This is a genomic window from Microbacterium sp. M, assembly GCF_045181065.1.
In the GTDB taxonomy this organism is placed as follows: Bacteria; Actinomycetota; Actinomycetes; order Actinomycetales; family Microbacteriaceae; genus Microbacterium.
In genome coordinates, this window is record NZ_CP173721.1 from 2,103,135 (window position 1) to 2,119,339 (window position 16,205).

Consider the following 16,205-nt stretch of genomic DNA (forward strand, 5'->3'; position numbering starts at 1 on the left):
GGCTCCTAACAGCACCGGCGCGCTACGACCGTGGTCGAAGAACGGTCCTGCGTGACCCCAGCGAGGCATGAGTTCTGATCCTGCGTCTGATCGGCCCGACCGCATGGCGAAAGCTGGCGAGCCTCAGGTGAGCTTGTAGACGCGGAGCTTTTCTCCGGCCGTAAAGCCGAGCTTCACGTACCCCGCCTGCAGCTCGGGTGTGCGAGCCACAGCGACAAGAACTCGACCAGGTGGCATAGAGCGAAGCGTGCGCACCGCGAGCCGAAAAGCCGCGGCCCCGTCAGCGGCCGTCCGCGCCGCCAGAGATTCCACGACCCACCTATCCCCCGGCGGCGTCTCCTCTCCGACAGCAGACAGGCTCTTCGAGGCGCTGCCCTGCGCGAGCATGAGGAAAGTGGCGATCATCATCCACGCGAACACGGCGAAGTAGGCGACCGCGATGGCTCGGGAGAGCACGCCCGCGACCGGGAATCCGGCGGACGCCAGGAGGAGACAACCGAACTGCAGGAGGAAGAAGATCGCGATGAACCCGACGGCGAGGACGACGACCATGGCGAGGTCCATGGAAACTGAGCGTCGGCGCACAACAACCATTGCGCGGCTGTCGCTGGTGGCGCGCAGGCCGCGTCGCATCCACGCGGTGACGACAGAGAGCCAGCACATCGGCAATACGCCGATGGCCGCCCACAGCCTGCCGAGCCGGCGGCCTGACGAGACGGAGTCTGTGCGGATTCGGGCGTCACTGCGGCTCAATCGATCGGCGATCGCACCTCCGAAGGCGCAGGCGTGGGTCCAGGCCAACCTGGCGATCTGCGTACCCCGAGCGCGCGTCATGGTCCGATCATCCCAGTCTTGAGTACGGGACGCACATCACCGCCCACACGGGCACAGCGGCGCGACGACGCTGATGTCAACGTGCATCGGCACGTCCAGCACCGAAAAGTCAGAGCGTCCCACGCCGAACAAAAGAAGGTGACCTGAGAGCCGCAGCACTCAGGTCACCTTCTTGTTCGGGTCTATAGGAGGATGACAGTATCAGCGGCGGAAACACCAGCACCGGCGCTGTCTCAAGATTTGCCCACAGCAGAGTCGCGGCACGACAACGAGCAAAGAGCCTCCGCCTCTGATCGAATAGCGGGGCCCGTCTCGCACATCTTTGGTTCTCGCCTGCATCGCGTGCCTGCTGGCCACCGTCGCAGCAGCATTCGGCGGATTCCTCGCGAGCATCACGATCTACAATGCTGAGGGCGACACGCGCAATGCCTGGCTGACGAACCTCGTGATTGTTCTCAACATCAGTGCGGTCGCCATCGTCCCGACCGTGATCACTGTCCTCTGGTTTCCTAGGCGCGCAGCACTGACAGTCAGGCTGATCGCAGTGTTCGTGTCGTCCATCTTCCTGCTGATCTACGGAACTCGGATCGGGTCCTCGGCACCTATCGGCGCGCTCGGACACAATGACCGCAGCGCCTCTACACTTTTGGTCCCATCCTTTGTATTGGCTCCGTTTGGCGCTGTCCTCGGCATCTCCGTTCTGGTGGCGATCCTTGTGTCGAAGAAGCTCCTTTGGAAGTTCCTCATTGTTTGGTGCTTGCTGCTCGCCCTCATCGGTCTCGTCGCCGTGCACGTCCGGATCAACTGCTGGTACGGCGCTGCGTAGCCACAGGTTCCCGCAACGCGCTGCGGCGAAACAGGGCAAAATCGATTCATGACAGATATTGCCGAGGAGTTCCCACCTGGCAAATGGATGGAAGTGGTGGGGGAAGTGCTTCCCCTTGCGTATCGCGCGGCAATGCCTTTCACGCTTAGAGAAGCGGTCGAAGAACTCGGGCTCTGGGCGAAACTCGCACGCGCCGAGTCCTGGGCCTCATCCCAGAATCGACGTTCCCTCAAGACGGACATCGACGCATTGGCAGTTCAAGCCGGCCCTCGACTACGCGACCAGTTAAAGTCCGTTCTCGCCGAAACGCTCGAAGCCACGGATCGTTCGGATATCTCCGTCGTTACAGGCAGATTCCGTGATCGCTGGCGCGCAGCAGAGAGTATCTCGGCTGCGTTCCGCGACCTCTGCAGCGCCGCAGCTCAGCCCGCTGTGACCACCGATCAGCTCGGCCCGTACACCAACATCCTCGCATCGCAACTCGATGAAGCCGCACAGTCGACCTGGGGACCGCTCCGAAGGGCGGCGGACATCTTGATGGGCTATACAACGCCAGGAACCGACGAGGACGTTCCTCCCGAGCAGCGTCTGCGGTTGGCAGAAGAGATCCTGTGCGCCGAGCCTCCGTCTGGGGAAGTGACAGTATGGGCGTTGTATGAGCGAGCAGTGAGCCCGTTTCGGCTGGAGTTCGGCGACGTCACATTCCTTCGGGCCGACTGGGTCATTCCGAACGCGATTCGCGACGACGGTCAGTCGTTTACAGAACGGGACGAGCTCCGATCAATACTTGACGGCCCGTGGTGGCCGACCAACCTTCTTGAGGAGTCTCTCAAGCAACCCTCGAACCGTCTTGTCCTCGCGCGAGTGCACTTCGGCATCCGAGAGCTCGCCGGTGCTACAGCTGACGCTATCCGTCAGATCGACGCGATCCTCAGCATCGCAATCGGTTCGGGTGGCGTCTCGTGGAAAAACACCGGAACCAAAGCCACACTGCTGAACGGGGAACTCGTTGGAGGTACATTTGGCAGAATCGGATCACCCCCGCGGCAGATCGACGACACGTACGGCATGTCCGCGACTTCGGAGATCCTTGATTCCGTCGCGAGCGGACTGAATGACGCGATGCGCGCGCGTCCGCTGCCCGACTATCTTGTCGAGGCACTGCTCACACTACGTGAGGCGGGCATGGTTGATCACCGCGATGTCCTCTTCTACGATGCGCGTGCGGTGACGCCGCGTATCGCGATCGCTCTCGAGGACCACGCGTTGGAACACATCGCTTCGTTCGGTGAGGTGAAACCGACTGCCCTCGCGAGTGCCGTGCAGCAGCGAGAGGTCGACTGGCAGTTCGAGCAACACATCCTCGCAGGCTTGTTGGGCCCACTCAACCACGCTGAGCGTTCTCGTGCTGCTCCCGTATACCGCGATCTCGAGTTCTCTATCTTCCACCACGACGAATCTGGCACCCGAATCGTCTCCATCCCGAAGGCCATCGAGCTACGGGACGAGCTCCTGGCGATCGAGACACCTCCATGGGTGAGGAATGAGTTTCTGGATGCCGTGGATGCAGTAACGAAGCCGAAGAGCGAACTTCAACTCCGTCTCTTGAAGAAGCGTGAAGTGGAGGTGATTCGTTCGCGGCACCGCCGCGTGCGCAACGCGGTGAGCCACGGCAACCCGCTGCCACCATCCACGATTGCGAGCGTTCAAGGCTATTCCTCACGCACCGCGCGCTCGGCACTCGGACTCGCCCTTCACTCGTTCGCCACAAAGCAGACGATCGCGGATCTCCTTACCGAGGAGCAGGCTGGCCGGAGCGAGCAGGAAAGGCTACTCGCAGCGGGTTGTAACTACGTAAACCGCCTCGCTCGACTATCCACCGGACGCGCCGGTGACAGCAACACGCGATGAGAAGCGGCGGTCGGGCTGCGCTCGGCGAAGGGGCCGTGGGGAATCCGACTAAGGTCGAGCGCGGTCCTTCTGCCGTTTCGGTCGCTTCGCCACGGGGGTGACTCCTCGGCGGGTGCGGAGCAGGTTCTCGTCCTTGGTGTTCTCGTGCACCGCCAGCCGGCTCAGAATCCGGTGCTGGGTCTCGGGGGTCCAGTAGATTCCGAGGCGTCGGCGGGCTCGGGTGATAGCGGTGTAAAAGATGCTGTGGGAGATCCGTTCCTCGTTGGCGTCGGTGATCACGACCTTGACGGAGTCGTACTCAAGTCCCTGCGCCTTGTGGATCGACACGGCGTAGGCGATCTGGAATGGGACGAGGGTGTTCGCCTGATCATCGTCATCGTCGCTGCTCACGCTCTCGAAGACGTCGAACCGGACGGTGCGCTCCCCCGCCCAGCGTAGCTCGGTATCTTCAAGATCGTCTTCGGCGAGCTCTCTGTCGAGCCGCACGTCGAAGGTGATACGTCCGGGCACGCGGTCGATTTTGGCGATCGTTCCCTTCAGGTTGTTGAAGATCACCGGACGGAACCGGTCGGTCTCGTTGAAGAGCACCGGATCGCCGACCTTGTAGACCGCCTGACCCCAGGTGGCAGCCGGTTCCGGGTTGCTCGCCTGCAGGAACCGGTTGACATTATTGATGCCGTAGAGCCCGTCGTAGTTCAGGCACAGCACGATCTCGTCGTCGCTCTCCTTCTGGAACAGCGTGTCGCCGAGCACCTTCGAGTACCCGTTCCTGGAGAGGGACTCCTCGATCCGGTCGTCGAGCTTGCGGACACGGTCCCAGAGCGTGAGCAGCGCCTCGTCGTTGGTGCGAAACGGTCTGGTCAGTTCGAAGACGGCCCCCTGCGGAAGGTAGCCGCGTGCGAGAGCGAACCAGTTGCCGAACTCGATCGACTCGATCTGATAGACGTCACCGACCAGCACGAGGAGATCGAAGGTGGTGTTCTCCAGCACCTTGAGGAGGCTCGCGTTGCTCAGTGTGCTGCACTCGTCAATCACGACGACCCCGTAGCGGGAGCCGAAGGTCGAGCTCGCGTACACGTGCTTCGTGACGGTGTTGAAGGAGGAGTTCGGCGCGTCCACCCGCCGCCTGAGGTTGTCAACCGCGGGGTTCGTGTGCGCGAGGAAGAGCTTGCGCTCGTCGGCGAAGTAGTTGGCGATGTGATTGACCATCGTCGACTTGCCCGTCCCGGCCGCTCCGTAGACGAGGGCGACGTTCGAGTGCGCGAAGAGCGCTTTCAGCGCCTCGACCTTCTTGTCGTCGTCGATGACGTCGGGGTACTGATCGAGCCATGTCTGCACGTCGCCGGCGTGCGCCTCGATGCCGCTGCCTGCGGCTTCCTGCAGCTGCTCGATGATCGAGACGGCGTCGTCCTCGTACCCGACGATGAAGACGTGCCCATTGTCGTGCGCGAGCTTCCGCGGCGCGTGCCGCGGGATGTTCGGAAGCAGCCGGTTGTACCGCGCGATGAGCCGGTCGACGTCACCGAGGTGCTCGACATCCGCGACCGGCGTGTAGATCGAGCCGTGCTGCTCGACGTTGTTGCGGACTCGACGCGCGAGGAGCTCGTGCTCGCGCCCCGTCGTGCTGAGGCTCTCGGCAAGATCCCCGAAACGAGGTACATGCCCCGCCGGTGCGCTGCAGAACGGCATGGTGTCGAACGGGGCGCTCCGAGAGGTCAGGCAGAGCCTGGAGAGCCACCCGTTCGGTGTCGGGTCGAACTGCTCCTTGATCACCTGGTTGTGCATCCGGAGCATCAGGTATCGGATGATCCTCGCCCCGGGGCGATTCGCCCGGACGAGCGTGCGCGCGCGATCGAGGACCGGGAAGATCAGCGCGGCGCGACGCGATTCGGCCAGCGCCCAGGTGCGGATCTGCGCGTAGTCGAGGTCCGCCATGTCGACCAGATCGAGCAGGCTGGAGTGCGTCGTGGTGAGGTACTGCATCAGATTCCGGTACTCGGCATGGCCGCTCTGCACCTTGGTCTGGACGTCGAACAGGCGGGCGAAGTTGTCGAACTCGCAGGGCCGGATCGAGACCGCCCAGGAACGGATCACCAGGATCGGCATCGTCTTGCCCAGCACGTCGATCGAGTCGCTGACCAGCTCCAGGCGGGCGGCGTAGTGCTCGGTGATGTCGATGTCCGTGAAGGCGATGCTGCGATCGGACTTGCTCGCCCGGTTGTGCGCCACCGAGAACGTGACCTCGTAGTAGATCCGCCCGTCGAGGAAGAACGGCCGCGAGCTGTGCACGTAGTAGCGGTCGCTGCGCCCCTCCGCCGAGGCGCTCAGCACCGCGTCGATCCGGGCGGCGATCTTCTCGTGGTAGTCCCGCAGCGACGGGTCGAGGTCGACCGGGAAGTCCTCGAGGTTCGCGAGGAGATCGACGCCGAGGTGCTGTTTGGCGAGCTCACGGGTGCGGAGCATGTACTCGTAGTACTTGAGCATCAGCCGCTCGGACGGGTCCCGGTCGAGCGTGAAGTGCGACACGCTGGCCTGCAGCTGGTCGTGGAACCGGCTCAGGCGGCGCACCTTCGCGTTGGCCTTGACGAACTCCATCGCCCGAGCCACCTGATGGTTGTCACGGAACTCGACCGACGAGTCTTTCGCGTGCGCCCAAACCGCGAGGCCTTCGACGAGGTTGCGTAGCTGAGAGAGGAGGTTCTGCGAAAGCAGCCCTCGGTCCCTGGCGAGGCTGGCGATGTTCTGGCAGATGGCGCTGTCCGCGCTGCGGACCTGCTCTTCGACAGTCGCCACGCCTCAGCCCTCGTCGCCCACGAGGCGCAGCACAGGGCGTTGATCGGGCTCGCCGAGCAGGTCGCGGACCTGGGCTGGGGCCAGCCGAAGGATCTCAGCGAGCGCGGGCACCGTCGCGCCCTGGTCAGCGGCGAGCTCCGCGGCCTTGCGCAGCAGCGTCGGCATCTCCCCTGGGTACGCGCTCGTCGGATCCGCGGACGGATCGTCGACCATGGCGAGCCGCTGGTAGGCGCGTCGCGCCGAGGAGTCTGTGGTCCGGCCGCGCTCCACCATCCGCCGGATGAGCGAGTGCGGCGACACGCCCCAGGTCCGTCCGAGCCGATCGAGCGCCGCGAGGTCGAGTCGCTGCGGTAGGGCGGTGTCCATCGACGCCGCCGGTGTGAGGAACGCCGCCGCGAACTCGTCGGCCTCGCGCTCGATGGCGGTGCTCTGTTCAACTGACTCGGCGTGCAGCAGCAGATGGCCGATCTCATGCGCGATCGAGAACCGGTGTCGAAACACGTTCTCACTGCGGCGCGGCGTCGTGACCACGATCGGCCGATCAACGATCACCGACGAGAACGCGTCGACCGCGTCGATCTCTCCCCGCGGACGCACGACGACCACGATCCCCCGCGACTCCGCGGTGGCGACCAGGTGCCGCACTGGTCCGTCCGGGAGGCCCCAGTATCGGCGCAGCGCAACCGCCGCTTCGCCCGGGCTCGTCCCGGCCGGCAGCTTCGGAAGATCCGCCTCGGGGAGCTTGACGTACCGCTCTAGCGCAAAAGTCAGCTCCCACACCAACGTGGCGGTCGAGAGCGCTCGCTGGCGGTCGCTAACCCGCACCGAGCGCAGGCTGCGGAAATGCGCGTGCACCGTGTCGATGCGCGCGAGAGGCCTGCCTACGCTGAAGAACCCGGGGCGCACCTTCAACGTCGTCGCCATCCGCTCGACCACATCGGCACGAGGAGAATTCACCCCCGCCTCGTACTGACCGATCGCGGCAGCGGAAACCTCGACCGCGGCCGCCAGTTCCGTTTTGCTCAGGCTCTGGCGCACGCGGGCCTGGGTCAGCCGTGCCGGCTCAAATCTCCCCTGACCGTCTGAGGTGCCAGGAAGATCGAACAGTCCGGGATGCCTGTCACGCATCTGGTGTCCGGTCCTGGGTCTGCAGCTCCAGCGAAGGTGCGACCGGGCTGCCGCTGTCGAACGACTCGACCTCGTCCGCTGCGGACGTTGCCACGAACTCGGGCTTCCAGATCGTTTCCTCGCCGTGCAGACGGACCGTGCCGCCGACGTACTCCGCAACGGCCCAGTCGATCGCATTCAGCGAACGAGGCGTTGAATGGACCATGACGAGAACGACAGGCATGAACTCACCCGCAGCCAGAATCATGCGCTCAAGCTCAGCCTGTTCGCTGGCGTTACGGGTTTCCTCACTGCCCTCGACGAAGCTCGGTCCGAACATCTCGACCGGCCTCCGCGCGAAGAATCCGCCCATCCGAGTCTTGCTCGTCGCGAAGCCGCTCTCCACGTCTGCTGCCGCCGGCACCCGCCACACGAACACCAGGCCGCCGTTGACGACCGGAAGCCGATAGCCAGCCGGGACTAGCCTGTGCGCCTGATACCCACGGTCCTTGAAGGCCTCGTACGTGTCTTCCAGCAGATCACGCCACTGTCCGCCGAAGGCGATCGCGTAGCGCGTCGCGGCCGCTTCATGGGCGTCTGCCGACCGAGCATGGCGCGCCTGCACGACCTCGATGACGAGATCACGTGCGTCGACGGCATGATCGCCAAGCGCTTCGAAGGGAGAACTCGGGACCATCGTGACCTCCTGAAAGTCAGACTCCGGAGCGTGCCCTCACTCATCGGATTGACTTTATTTTGACACACAAATCACGCATCATTGCTTCACTTAATCTTCGGCGTGTCGCTCCTGTAGACGCGACCCTACTCGGGCGCGACGGCACAACTCGATTTCCTCAAGCTCACCGCCCGTGCGACGGTGCCATCTCTCGCGGTGGTAGCGGATGGATTGGACTGGGTTGTCCTTGACTGGGTCCTGAAGTGCCAGCCATCGACGCTGCCTCGCAGATCGTTCGCGATGCGCCAGATCGTCTCGTGCAACTCCGGCGCGCTGAGCCTCGTTGACGGTCGGTGACACGCGTTGATCCCTCTTGCGACTGCCTAAGCGCTCGTAAACGTGCGCCTTGTCGAGCTTTCGGGGATCGGGGGCATCGACCCGTAGGCGGCGCAGCAACGTCATGTCGACCGAGCGGCCTCATTCACCCGACGCACGCAGTAAGCCTTCATGGCCGCGGCCGCCTATTCGAATCAAGCTCGCAATCGGTCCCCTGGCCCCCTTGGGCGGGGCGTTGAAGTCACTGCTCGAGGGGTGCATCCATATCGACTTGATTCTGCACCCTGCAGTACCCATCATCACCCTCCATCACCCTGGGTCATCCTGCGATTGCCTGGACTGCCCACCCCCGCATTTCCGCAGTGATCACCCTTCAGCACCCCCGAGCACCCCCTGGGACCCCAAGACGTGATGCGACCACCGCATACCGACACAATATCCACCACAACATGTGGAGATTGCATCGATTTCGCGCGCATTCGCAGCGACGCAGCGGTCCACCAATCGCGCCGCGTGAGTTATCACAATCGACCCGAGACATCTGTGAACGACAGTCAGTCAGAAGCAGCAAAAAAGCCCCCTGACCTGGGTGAATTCAGGTCAGGGGACTTAAAGTACGGTCAGATCGCGAAGCCGAGCGCACGCATCATGTCGCGCCCGTCGTCGGTGATCCGCTCCGGGCCCCACGGCGGCATCCAGACCCAGTTGATGCGGAATCGGTCGACGACGTTGTCCAGCGCCTGCGCGGTCTGCTCTTCGAGCACGTCCGTCAGCGGGCAGCCCGCGCTCGTCAGGGTCATGTGGATCACGAGGGCGTCGTTCTCGTCGTCCCAGGCCAGATCGTAGATCAGGCCCAGGTCGACGACATTGATCCCGAGCTCCGGGTCCATGACGTCCTTGAGAGCCTCGGTGACCTCGTCGTACTTCTCTGGGGCAAGCGTCGCGGTCATGCCCTCAGCCTACGCCTCGATGGGAGCGGCGGGGTCGAGGAAGCGGTCGTAGCCCTCGTCCTCGAGACGGTCGGCGAGCTCGGAGCCGCCCTCTTCGACGATCTTGCCCGCCACGACCACGTGCACGTAGTCGGGACGGATGTAGCGCAGGATGCGGGTGTAGTGCGTGATCAGCAGCACGCCGAGTCCGGTGGACTCCTTCGCGCGGTTGACGCCTTCCGAGACGATCTTCAGCGCGTCGACGTCGAGACCCGAATCGGTCTCGTCGAGCACCGCGAACTTCGGCTTGAGAACCTCGAGCTGGAGGATCTCGTGGCGCTTCTTCTCGCCACCCGAGAAGCCCTCGTTGACGTTGCGCTGCGCGAACTTCGGGTCCATGCGGAGGTTGCCCATCGCCTGCTTGACGTCCTTGGTCCAGGAGCGGATCGAGGGCGCCTCCCCGTCCAGCGCGGTCTTGGCCGTGCGCAGGAAGTTCGTGACGGTCACACCGGGGATCTCCACCGGGTACTGCATCGCGAGGAAGAGGCCGGCGCGCGCGCGCTCGTCGACGGACATCGCGAGGACGTCCTCGCCGTCGAACGTGATCGAGCCGGAGGTCACGGTGTACTTGGGGTGGCCGGCGATCGTGTACGCCAGCGTGGACTTGCCCGAGCCGTTCGGGCCCATGATGGCGTGGGTCTCACCGGTGTTCATGGTGAGCGTGATTCCGTTGAGGATCGGGGTGGTCCCGGCATCGGTCTCGACCGTCACGTGCAGGTCGCGGATCTCGAGAACAGACATTCAGACTTCCTTAATGACAGTGGGGTCGATGAGCACGTCGTCGCCGTCGATCTCGACGACGTAGACCGGAACGGGCTCGAAAGCGGGGAGGTTCTGGGGCTTGCCGGTGAGCAGCGAGAAGGCGGAGCCGTGGGCCCAGCACTCGACCGTGTCACCTTCGACGAAGCCCTCGGAGAGGGAGATGTCGCCGTGCGTGCAGGTGTCTCCGATGGCGTGGATCACGCCGTCGGAATCCTTGATCACCGTGATGGGGACTCCTGCCGGATCGACGCGCAGCGGAGCGTCGACTTCGAGGTCGCCGACGCCGCAGACGCGCTCGGCGGTCATGCGTTCACCGCCGCGAGCTCCACCTCGACGGCCACCAGCAGTTCGGCCTCGAGTGCCGGGATGCCCAGGCGCTGGACGATGTCGCTGAGGAAGCCGAGCACGACGAGGCGTCGTGCCTCCTCCTCGGTGATCCCTCTGGCCTGCAGGTAGAACAGCTGCTCGTCGTCGAAGCGCCCTGTGGCGCTCGCGTGGCCGGCCCCGAGGATGTCGCCGGTCTGGATCTCGAGGTTCGGGATCGAATCGGCTCGGGCGCCCTCGGTGAGCACAAGGTTGCGGTTGGCCTCGTACGAGTCCGTCGCCGTGGCGTCCGGTCCGATGAGCACGTCGCCGATCCAGACGCTGTGCGCGCTCTCGCCCTGCAGCGCACCCTTGTAGAGCACGTCGCCGACGGTGTGCGCACCCTTGTGGTGCAGGTAGACCTGGCTCTCGAAGTGCTGACCGGCGTCCGCATAGGAGAGGCCGTACATCCGGCCCTCCGCGCCGTTGCCGCTCAGCTCGAGGTTCGGGTTCACCCGCACGACGCCGCCTCCGAAGGTGACGACGAAGTGCTTCAGCTGGGCGTCTGCGTCCACGCGCGCCTGGTGGGATGCCGCGTGCACGGCGTCGTCCTCCCACTGCTGCACGGTGACCACCGACAGGCGCGAACCGGCCCGTGCGATGATCTCGACGTTCTGCGCATACTGGGCAGAGCCGGAGTGACGCAGCACGACGGTCGCGGCGCTGTGCTCCTGCGCCTCGATGACGATGTGCGCATCCGCGCGACGCTCGGCGCCCTGACCGGTGATCGCGATGACAACGGGTTCGGAGACCTCGGTCTCGCGCGGAATCCGCACGTGGAGCCCTTCGGACGAGCCCTGCCACGCGATGGCCGAGACGACGTCCTCTGGGACGAAGAACTCGCCGCGCGGCGCGGTGCCGGCGGCCAGCGGCGTCGAGACGAACTCAGCCCCGCTGACGGCCTCGTAGGTCACGCCGTCGTTCTGCTCCGCCGCTGCGAACAGCGGCTTCACGCGTGCGACCGGTGTGTGCTTCCAGTTGACCTCGCGGCCGTTCGGGACGCCGAAGTCATCCGGTTCGAAGGACCGCGGGCGCTCGGAGCGTGTCTGGACGGGGACGAATCCGGCGTCCGCGACCTGAGCGGCGGGGTCGATGTGCGCGTTCGTATCCTGCGCCTCAGCGGGCGCTGTCGCCTGGGCCGCCATTCAGCCGACCGATCCTTCCATGCCCATTTCGATGAGCTTGTTGAGTTCCATCGCGTATTCCATCGGCAGCTCGCGCGCGATCGGCTCGATGAAGCCGCGCACGATCATCGCCATGGCCTCGTCCTCCGGCATGCCGCGGGACTGCAGGTAGAACAGCTGCTCCTCGCTCACCTTCGAGACCGTGGCCTCGTGGCCCAGCTGCACGTCGTCGACCCGGATGTCGATCGCGGGGTACGTGTCGGAGCGGGACTTGGTGTCGACCAGCAGCGCGTCGCATCGGACGGTGTTGGCTGAGTGGTGCGCGTTGGCGTCGACGCGGACCTCGCCGCGGTAGCCGGCGCGGCCACCGCCGCGCGCGATCGACTTCGAGACGATCGAGGACTGCGTGTACGGCGCCATGTGGATCATCTTCGCGCCGGCATCCTGGTGCTGTCCGGGGCCGGCGAAGGCGACCGAGAGCGTCTCGCCCTTGGCGTGCTCGCCCATCAGGTAGATGGACGGGTACTTCATCGTCACCTTGGAGCCGATGTTGCCGTCGACCCATTCCATGGTCGCGCCCTCGTGGGCGACGGCGCGCTTGGTGACCAGGTTGTAGACGTTGTTCGACCAGTTCTGGATCGTCGTGTAGCGCACGCGGGCGTTCTTCTTCACGATGATCTCGACGACGGCCGAGTGCAGCGAGTCCGACTTGTAGATCGGGGCCGTGCAGCCCTCGATGTAGTGGACGTAGCTGTCCTCGTCCGCGATGATCAGCGTCCGCTCGAACTGACCCATGTTCTCGGTGTTGATGCGGAAGTACGCCTGCAGCGGGATCTCCACGTGCACGCCCTTGGGGACGTACACGAACGATCCGCCGGACCAGACGGCCGTGTTCAGCGCGGCGAACTTGTTGTCGCCGGCCGGGATCACGGTGCCGAAGTACTCCTCGAAGAACTCGGGGTGCTCGCGCAGCGCGGTGTCGGTGTCCATGAAGATGACGCCCTGCTGCTCCAGGTCCTCGCGGATCTGGTGGTAGACGACCTCGGACTCGTACTGCGCGGCGACACCGGCGACGAGGCGCTGGCGCTCTGCCTCGGGGATCCCCAGACGCTCATACGTCTCACGGATCTCCGCAGGAAGGTCCTCCCAGGACTGCGCCTGCTTCTCGGTGGAGCGCACGAAGTACTTGATGTTGTCGAAGTCGATCTCGCTGAGGTCCGCACCCCAGGTCGGCATCGGCTTGCGCCCGAAGAGCTGATAGCCCTTGAGACGGGTCTTCAGCATCCATTCGGGTTCGTGCTTGAGCGCCGAGATCCCGCGGACCACCTCTTCGGAGATGCCGCGTTTGGCGATTGCTCCGGCGGCATCCTCATCGTGCCAGCCGAACTCGTACACCCCCAGGCCATCCAGCTCCGGGCGGTCGATCAGCACATCCGACATGTCACACTCTCCTCGTAGGGCCCTGGCGGTGTCATCCGCTCCGGCATGCCGTAGCCCCGTCGAGTGACCGGGGTTGGATGCCGCTGTGGAGCCCTCATCACGACGCGTTCATCGCGCCTAAACTGTTGGTGATGCATCTCGCGCTGTATGCGCGCATCGCAACAATCCGATTCTACAGGTTCCCCCTGTCATCCGGGCCGCGCTCGGGTAACAGAGCGGGAGCCGGAGGCCCCATGCTCACGAGTTCCGCCACGTCCTCCGCCGACACCCGGATCGTGATCGGGGCACCACTGCGGGTCCTTGCCTGGCTCTCGTTCCTCGCCGAGGTCATCATCATCGGCACCGGCGGCGCCGTACGTCTGACGGGATCGGGCCTCGGCTGCTCGGAGTGGCCGCTGTGCACGCCGGAATCGCTCGTGCCGCTGCCCGAGCAGGGCATCCACGGCATCATCGAGTTCGGCAATCGGACCATGACCGGTCTCGTGGGCATCCTGGCGCTCGCAGTGCTGCTGCTCACGCTGGCCGCGATCGGCGGCGCCGCGCTGGTGAAGCGGGCGGTGTGGTTCGCCATCGGCGGCGTCGTCGCCGCGGTGATCGCCTACGCCGTGACGGCACCGTTCGGACTGCCCGCCTTCGGGTTCTTCTCCGGCGCGCTGCTGATCGCCGTCCTCGTCGCGATGGTCGATTCCGTGCGCCGCACCACGCGTCGCCGCGACCTGTCGATGCTCGCGTGGATCGTCCTCGCCGGCGTCATGGCGCAGGCCGTCGTCGGCGGCCTCGCCGTCGTCACCGATCTGAACGCCTTCGTCGTCGGCTTCCACTACGTCTCGTCGCTGCTGCTGGTCTGCGTCACGGCCGCCTACCTCGTGAGGCTGTACGCCGCGCCGGGTGCACGCGAACGCGCCGTCCCGCGATGGTTCGCGATCCTCACCCACGTGACAGGGCTCGCACTGGCGGCCACGATCTTCTTCGGCGTCCTCACGACCGGATCAGGGCCTCACTCCGGTGACGCGGACATCGTCCGCACCGGCTTCGATGCGACGATCCTCGCGCACGTGCACTCCTGGCCGGGATACATCCTGGCCGCGCTCGTCGCCGCGCTCACCGTCTCCGCCTGGATGCTGAAGCTGCCCGTGCGACGCTGGCTGCTCGTGCTCGCCGGCGCGATCCTCGTCCAGATCGCCGTCGGCGTCTGGCAGGCCAGGGACGGCCTGCCGGAGATCCTCGTCGGCATCCACATGGTGCTCGCTTCGCTGTCCGCCGCCGCCTACACGGTCGTCGTGCTCAACCTCAAGCAGCCGGTCGACGCCGGCTGACAGGCGCGGTCGCGCACGGCGCACACCGCACTCATAGGTGCCGCATACCTCGCTCATCGATGCGTCGCGCAGAGTGGCGGCATGAAGAACACGGCACTCATCCGCAGCATCCCGTACTGGCTTCTGCTGGTCCTCTCCCTCGCCTCGCTCGGGCTCGGCGCCTGGATCACCACGGATCAGATCGGGGTGATGACCACGACGCTCCTGGACGGCACCGCCACCGGCGTCGAGGTGTACGCCGGGCAGGCATGGGTCGTCTTCGGCGGCGCGCTGGTCGCCGGCGGGATCATCGGGCTGTTCCTCGCCCTGGCGCTGGCGGCGGCGAAGGCCCTCATCCCCCGAGCGACAGCACCGGTCATCGAAGCGATCGACTGGACGGCCGCGGATGCCGACGACGACGCGTCTCCGAACGCGGACGAGCTCGCGGCGGCCGACGACTCGGCCACCGCACCGGCTCAGGATGCCGAGCGGCCTGCCGACTCGGATTCCGTCGCCGCACGCTGATCGCAGCACTGCGCCCCGCAGCCGAACGGATCGGCTGCGGGGCGCAGTGGATTCCGCGTCAGAACGGCAGCAGAGGGTCGATCGCGACGGCGACGAAGATCAGCGTCAGGTACGTGATGGATGCGTGGAACACACGCATCGGGCGCGGCTCGGTCCCCCGCACCGCACGGTTGTAGAGGCGGTGCGACTCGTAGATGAACCAGCCACCGAAGACGACTGCCGACACCGAGTACACCAGCCCCATGCCGGCGACCGGGATCAGCAGCAGCGAGCAGGCGACGGTCGCCCAGGCGTAGAGGATGACCTGCAGTCCCACCTGAGACGCGCGACGCGTCACACCCAGCATGGGAACGTCGACGTCGTCGTAGTCGTCCTTGTACTTCATGGACAGCGGCCAGTAGTGCGGCGGCGTCCACAGGAACACGAGGACGAACAGGATGAACGCAGGCCAGTCCAGCGACTCCGTCACTGCGGACCAGCCGATGAGGACGGGGAAGCACCCGGCGATGCCACCCCAGACGATGTTCTGCTCGGTACGGCGCTTGAGGATCATCGTGTAGATCACGACGTAGAAGAAGATGGCCACCGCCGACAGCGTCGCCGCGAGCCAGTTCGTCGTCAGCCACAGCCAGACCGTCGAGACGACGGCCAGCGTCCACGAGAAGATGAGCGCGCCACGGGGCGTGACCGCCCCGGTGACGAGCGGCCGGTTCTCGGTCCGGTGCATGTGCGCGTCGATGTCGCGGTCGAGATACATGTTGAACGCGGCTGCCGAACCTGCGCTCATCGCGCCGCCGACCACGGTCGCCAGAACGAGCCAGAGATCGGGGAGACCGCCCTCTGCGAGGAACATCACCGGAACGGTGGACACCAGCAGAAGCTCAAGGACACGGGGCTTGGTGAGGGCGATGTACGCCTTCACCGTGCGTCCGAGCGAGTGCTCAGGTGCGACCGACTGCGTCTGCGTCGAGATCTCGATCCCCTCCTCCGCGCGAATGCGCCATACCGGATCCAGTCTACGGCACCCGTGCTGCCGCGCCGGTTCCCTGTGCGTTCGGCGCTTCGGACCGTGACCGGTCACACGATTATTACCTCACTCCGTAAGACACGCGTTGTGAGAGAAACAAGCCCGCTATGCTGAAAACCACTCGCGCGCCCGGCGCTGTGCAACTCTCCGTGACGATGCGGAGCGCCAGGGAATTCGGGCGCCCTCGAAATTGTCGG

Annotated in this window: 14 protein-coding genes; 4 read left to right on the plus strand and 10 right to left on the minus strand. The window is 65.2% G+C overall.

Annotated elements, in window-relative coordinates; translation table 11 throughout:
- Nucleotides 1–123: 123 nt before the first annotated feature.
- Complete coding sequence (locus ACI7YT_RS10170; protein WP_406245419.1) at nt 124–564, minus strand: hypothetical protein; 441 nt, start codon at nt 562–564, stop codon at nt 124–126.
- Nucleotides 565–1,156: 592 nt separating this feature from the next.
- Here ACI7YT_RS10170 and ACI7YT_RS10175 point away from each other — a divergent pair.
- Together ACI7YT_RS10175 and ACI7YT_RS10180 are read left to right on the plus strand one after the other, a co-directional pair.
- On the plus strand, nt 1,157–1,660 hold the full coding sequence (locus tag ACI7YT_RS10175) for a hypothetical protein (protein ID WP_406245420.1): 504 nt from the start codon (nt 1,157–1,159) through the stop codon (nt 1,658–1,660).
- Nucleotides 1,661–1,708: 48 nt separating this feature from the next.
- Entirely contained in the window at nt 1,709–3,571 is a 1,863-nt protein-coding gene (locus tag ACI7YT_RS10180; protein WP_406245421.1) for a hypothetical protein, read from the plus strand.
- Between the two features lie 48 nt (nt 3,572–3,619).
- On the opposite strand, the gene ACI7YT_RS10185 is transcribed toward ACI7YT_RS10180, so the two are convergent.
- From ACI7YT_RS10185 to sufB, 8 genes are all read right to left on the minus strand, one after another.
- Nucleotides 3,620–6,364 carry an ATP-dependent RecD-like DNA helicase gene (locus tag ACI7YT_RS10185; RefSeq protein ID WP_406245422.1) on the minus strand — a complete coding sequence of 915 codons (2,745 nt, stop codon included), beginning with the start codon at nt 6,362–6,364 and terminating at the stop codon, nt 3,620–3,622.
- 3 nt (nt 6,365–6,367) lie between these two features.
- Complete coding sequence (locus ACI7YT_RS10190) at nt 6,368–7,492, minus strand: ImmA/IrrE family metallo-endopeptidase (protein ID WP_406245423.1); 1,125 nt, start codon at nt 7,490–7,492, stop codon at nt 6,368–6,370.
- On the minus strand, nt 7,485–8,096 hold the full coding sequence (locus ACI7YT_RS10195; protein WP_406245424.1) for a hypothetical protein: 612 nt from the start codon (nt 8,094–8,096) through the stop codon (nt 7,485–7,487). The genes ACI7YT_RS10190 and ACI7YT_RS10195 overlap by 8 nt, the downstream gene beginning before the upstream one ends.
- A gap of 1,007 nt (nt 8,097–9,103) precedes the next feature.
- On the minus strand, nt 9,104–9,433 hold the full coding sequence (locus tag ACI7YT_RS10200) for a metal-sulfur cluster assembly factor (protein WP_013586729.1): 330 nt from the start codon (nt 9,431–9,433) through the stop codon (nt 9,104–9,106).
- 9 nt (nt 9,434–9,442) lie between these two features.
- Nucleotides 9,443–10,213, minus strand: a complete 771-nt coding sequence (gene sufC, locus ACI7YT_RS10205) for a Fe-S cluster assembly ATPase SufC (RefSeq protein WP_406245425.1) — start codon at nt 10,211–10,213, stop codon at nt 9,443–9,445.
- Nucleotides 10,214–10,540, minus strand: a complete 327-nt coding sequence (locus ACI7YT_RS10210) for a non-heme iron oxygenase ferredoxin subunit (protein WP_406245426.1) — start codon at nt 10,538–10,540, stop codon at nt 10,214–10,216. It abuts the gene before it with no gap.
- Nucleotides 10,537–11,742, minus strand: a complete 1,206-nt coding sequence (gene sufD / locus ACI7YT_RS10215; RefSeq protein WP_406245427.1) for a Fe-S cluster assembly protein SufD — start codon at nt 11,740–11,742, stop codon at nt 10,537–10,539. The genes ACI7YT_RS10210 and sufD overlap by 4 nt, the downstream gene beginning before the upstream one ends.
- On the minus strand, nt 11,743–13,161 hold the full coding sequence (sufB, locus tag ACI7YT_RS10220) for a Fe-S cluster assembly protein SufB (RefSeq protein ID WP_060926112.1): 1,419 nt from the start codon (nt 13,159–13,161) through the stop codon (nt 11,743–11,745).
- Nucleotides 13,162–13,394: 233 nt separating this feature from the next.
- On the opposite strand from sufB, the gene ACI7YT_RS10225 reads away from it, so the two are divergent.
- Both ACI7YT_RS10225 and ACI7YT_RS10230 read left to right on the plus strand, forming a co-directional pair.
- The gene (locus ACI7YT_RS10225) at nt 13,395–14,477 is read left to right on the plus strand and encodes a COX15/CtaA family protein (RefSeq protein ID WP_406245428.1); all 1,083 of its coding nucleotides are present in this window, start codon (nt 13,395–13,397) and stop codon (nt 14,475–14,477) included.
- Between the two features lie 81 nt (nt 14,478–14,558).
- Nucleotides 14,559–14,981 (plus strand): hypothetical protein, encoded by a 423-nt coding sequence (locus ACI7YT_RS10230; protein WP_406245429.1) that lies wholly within the window; start codon nt 14,559–14,561, stop codon nt 14,979–14,981.
- A 58-nt stretch (nt 14,982–15,039) separates the two neighbouring features.
- Here ACI7YT_RS10230 and ACI7YT_RS10235 read toward each other — a convergent pair whose 3' ends face one another.
- On the minus strand, nt 15,040–15,960 hold the full coding sequence (locus tag ACI7YT_RS10235) for a heme o synthase (RefSeq protein WP_406250565.1): 921 nt from the start codon (nt 15,958–15,960) through the stop codon (nt 15,040–15,042).
- Between the last annotated feature and the right edge of the window lie 245 nt (nt 15,961–16,205).

What these genes read in the sequence shown, in the direction of transcription:
- ACI7YT_RS10170 (WP_406245419.1), bottom strand. Translation starts at nt 564, where the DNA reads ATGGACCTCGCCATGGTCGTCGTCCTCGCCGTCGGGTTCATCGCGATC.
- ACI7YT_RS10180 (WP_406245421.1), top strand. Translation starts at nt 1,709, where the DNA reads ATGACAGATATTGCCGAGGAGTTCCCACCTGGCAAATGGATGGAAGTG.
- ACI7YT_RS10190 (WP_406245423.1), bottom strand. Translation starts at nt 7,492, where the DNA reads ATGCGTGACAGGCATCCCGGACTGTTCGATCTTCCTGGCACCTCAGAC.
- ACI7YT_RS10200 (WP_013586729.1), bottom strand. Translation starts at nt 9,433, where the DNA reads ATGACCGCGACGCTTGCCCCAGAGAAGTACGACGAGGTCACCGAGGCT.
- sufC (WP_406245425.1), bottom strand. Translation starts at nt 10,213, where the DNA reads ATGTCTGTTCTCGAGATCCGCGACCTGCACGTGACGGTCGAGACCGAT.
- ACI7YT_RS10210 (WP_406245426.1), bottom strand. Translation starts at nt 10,540, where the DNA reads ATGACCGCCGAGCGCGTCTGCGGCGTCGGCGACCTCGAAGTCGACGCT.
- sufD (WP_406245427.1), bottom strand. Translation starts at nt 11,742, where the DNA reads ATGGCGGCCCAGGCGACAGCGCCCGCTGAGGCGCAGGATACGAACGCG.
- sufB (WP_060926112.1), bottom strand. Translation starts at nt 13,161, where the DNA reads ATGTCGGATGTGCTGATCGACCGCCCGGAGCTGGATGGCCTGGGGGTG.
- ACI7YT_RS10225 (WP_406245428.1), top strand. Translation starts at nt 13,395, where the DNA reads ATGCTCACGAGTTCCGCCACGTCCTCCGCCGACACCCGGATCGTGATC.
- ACI7YT_RS10230 (WP_406245429.1), top strand. Translation starts at nt 14,559, where the DNA reads ATGAAGAACACGGCACTCATCCGCAGCATCCCGTACTGGCTTCTGCTG.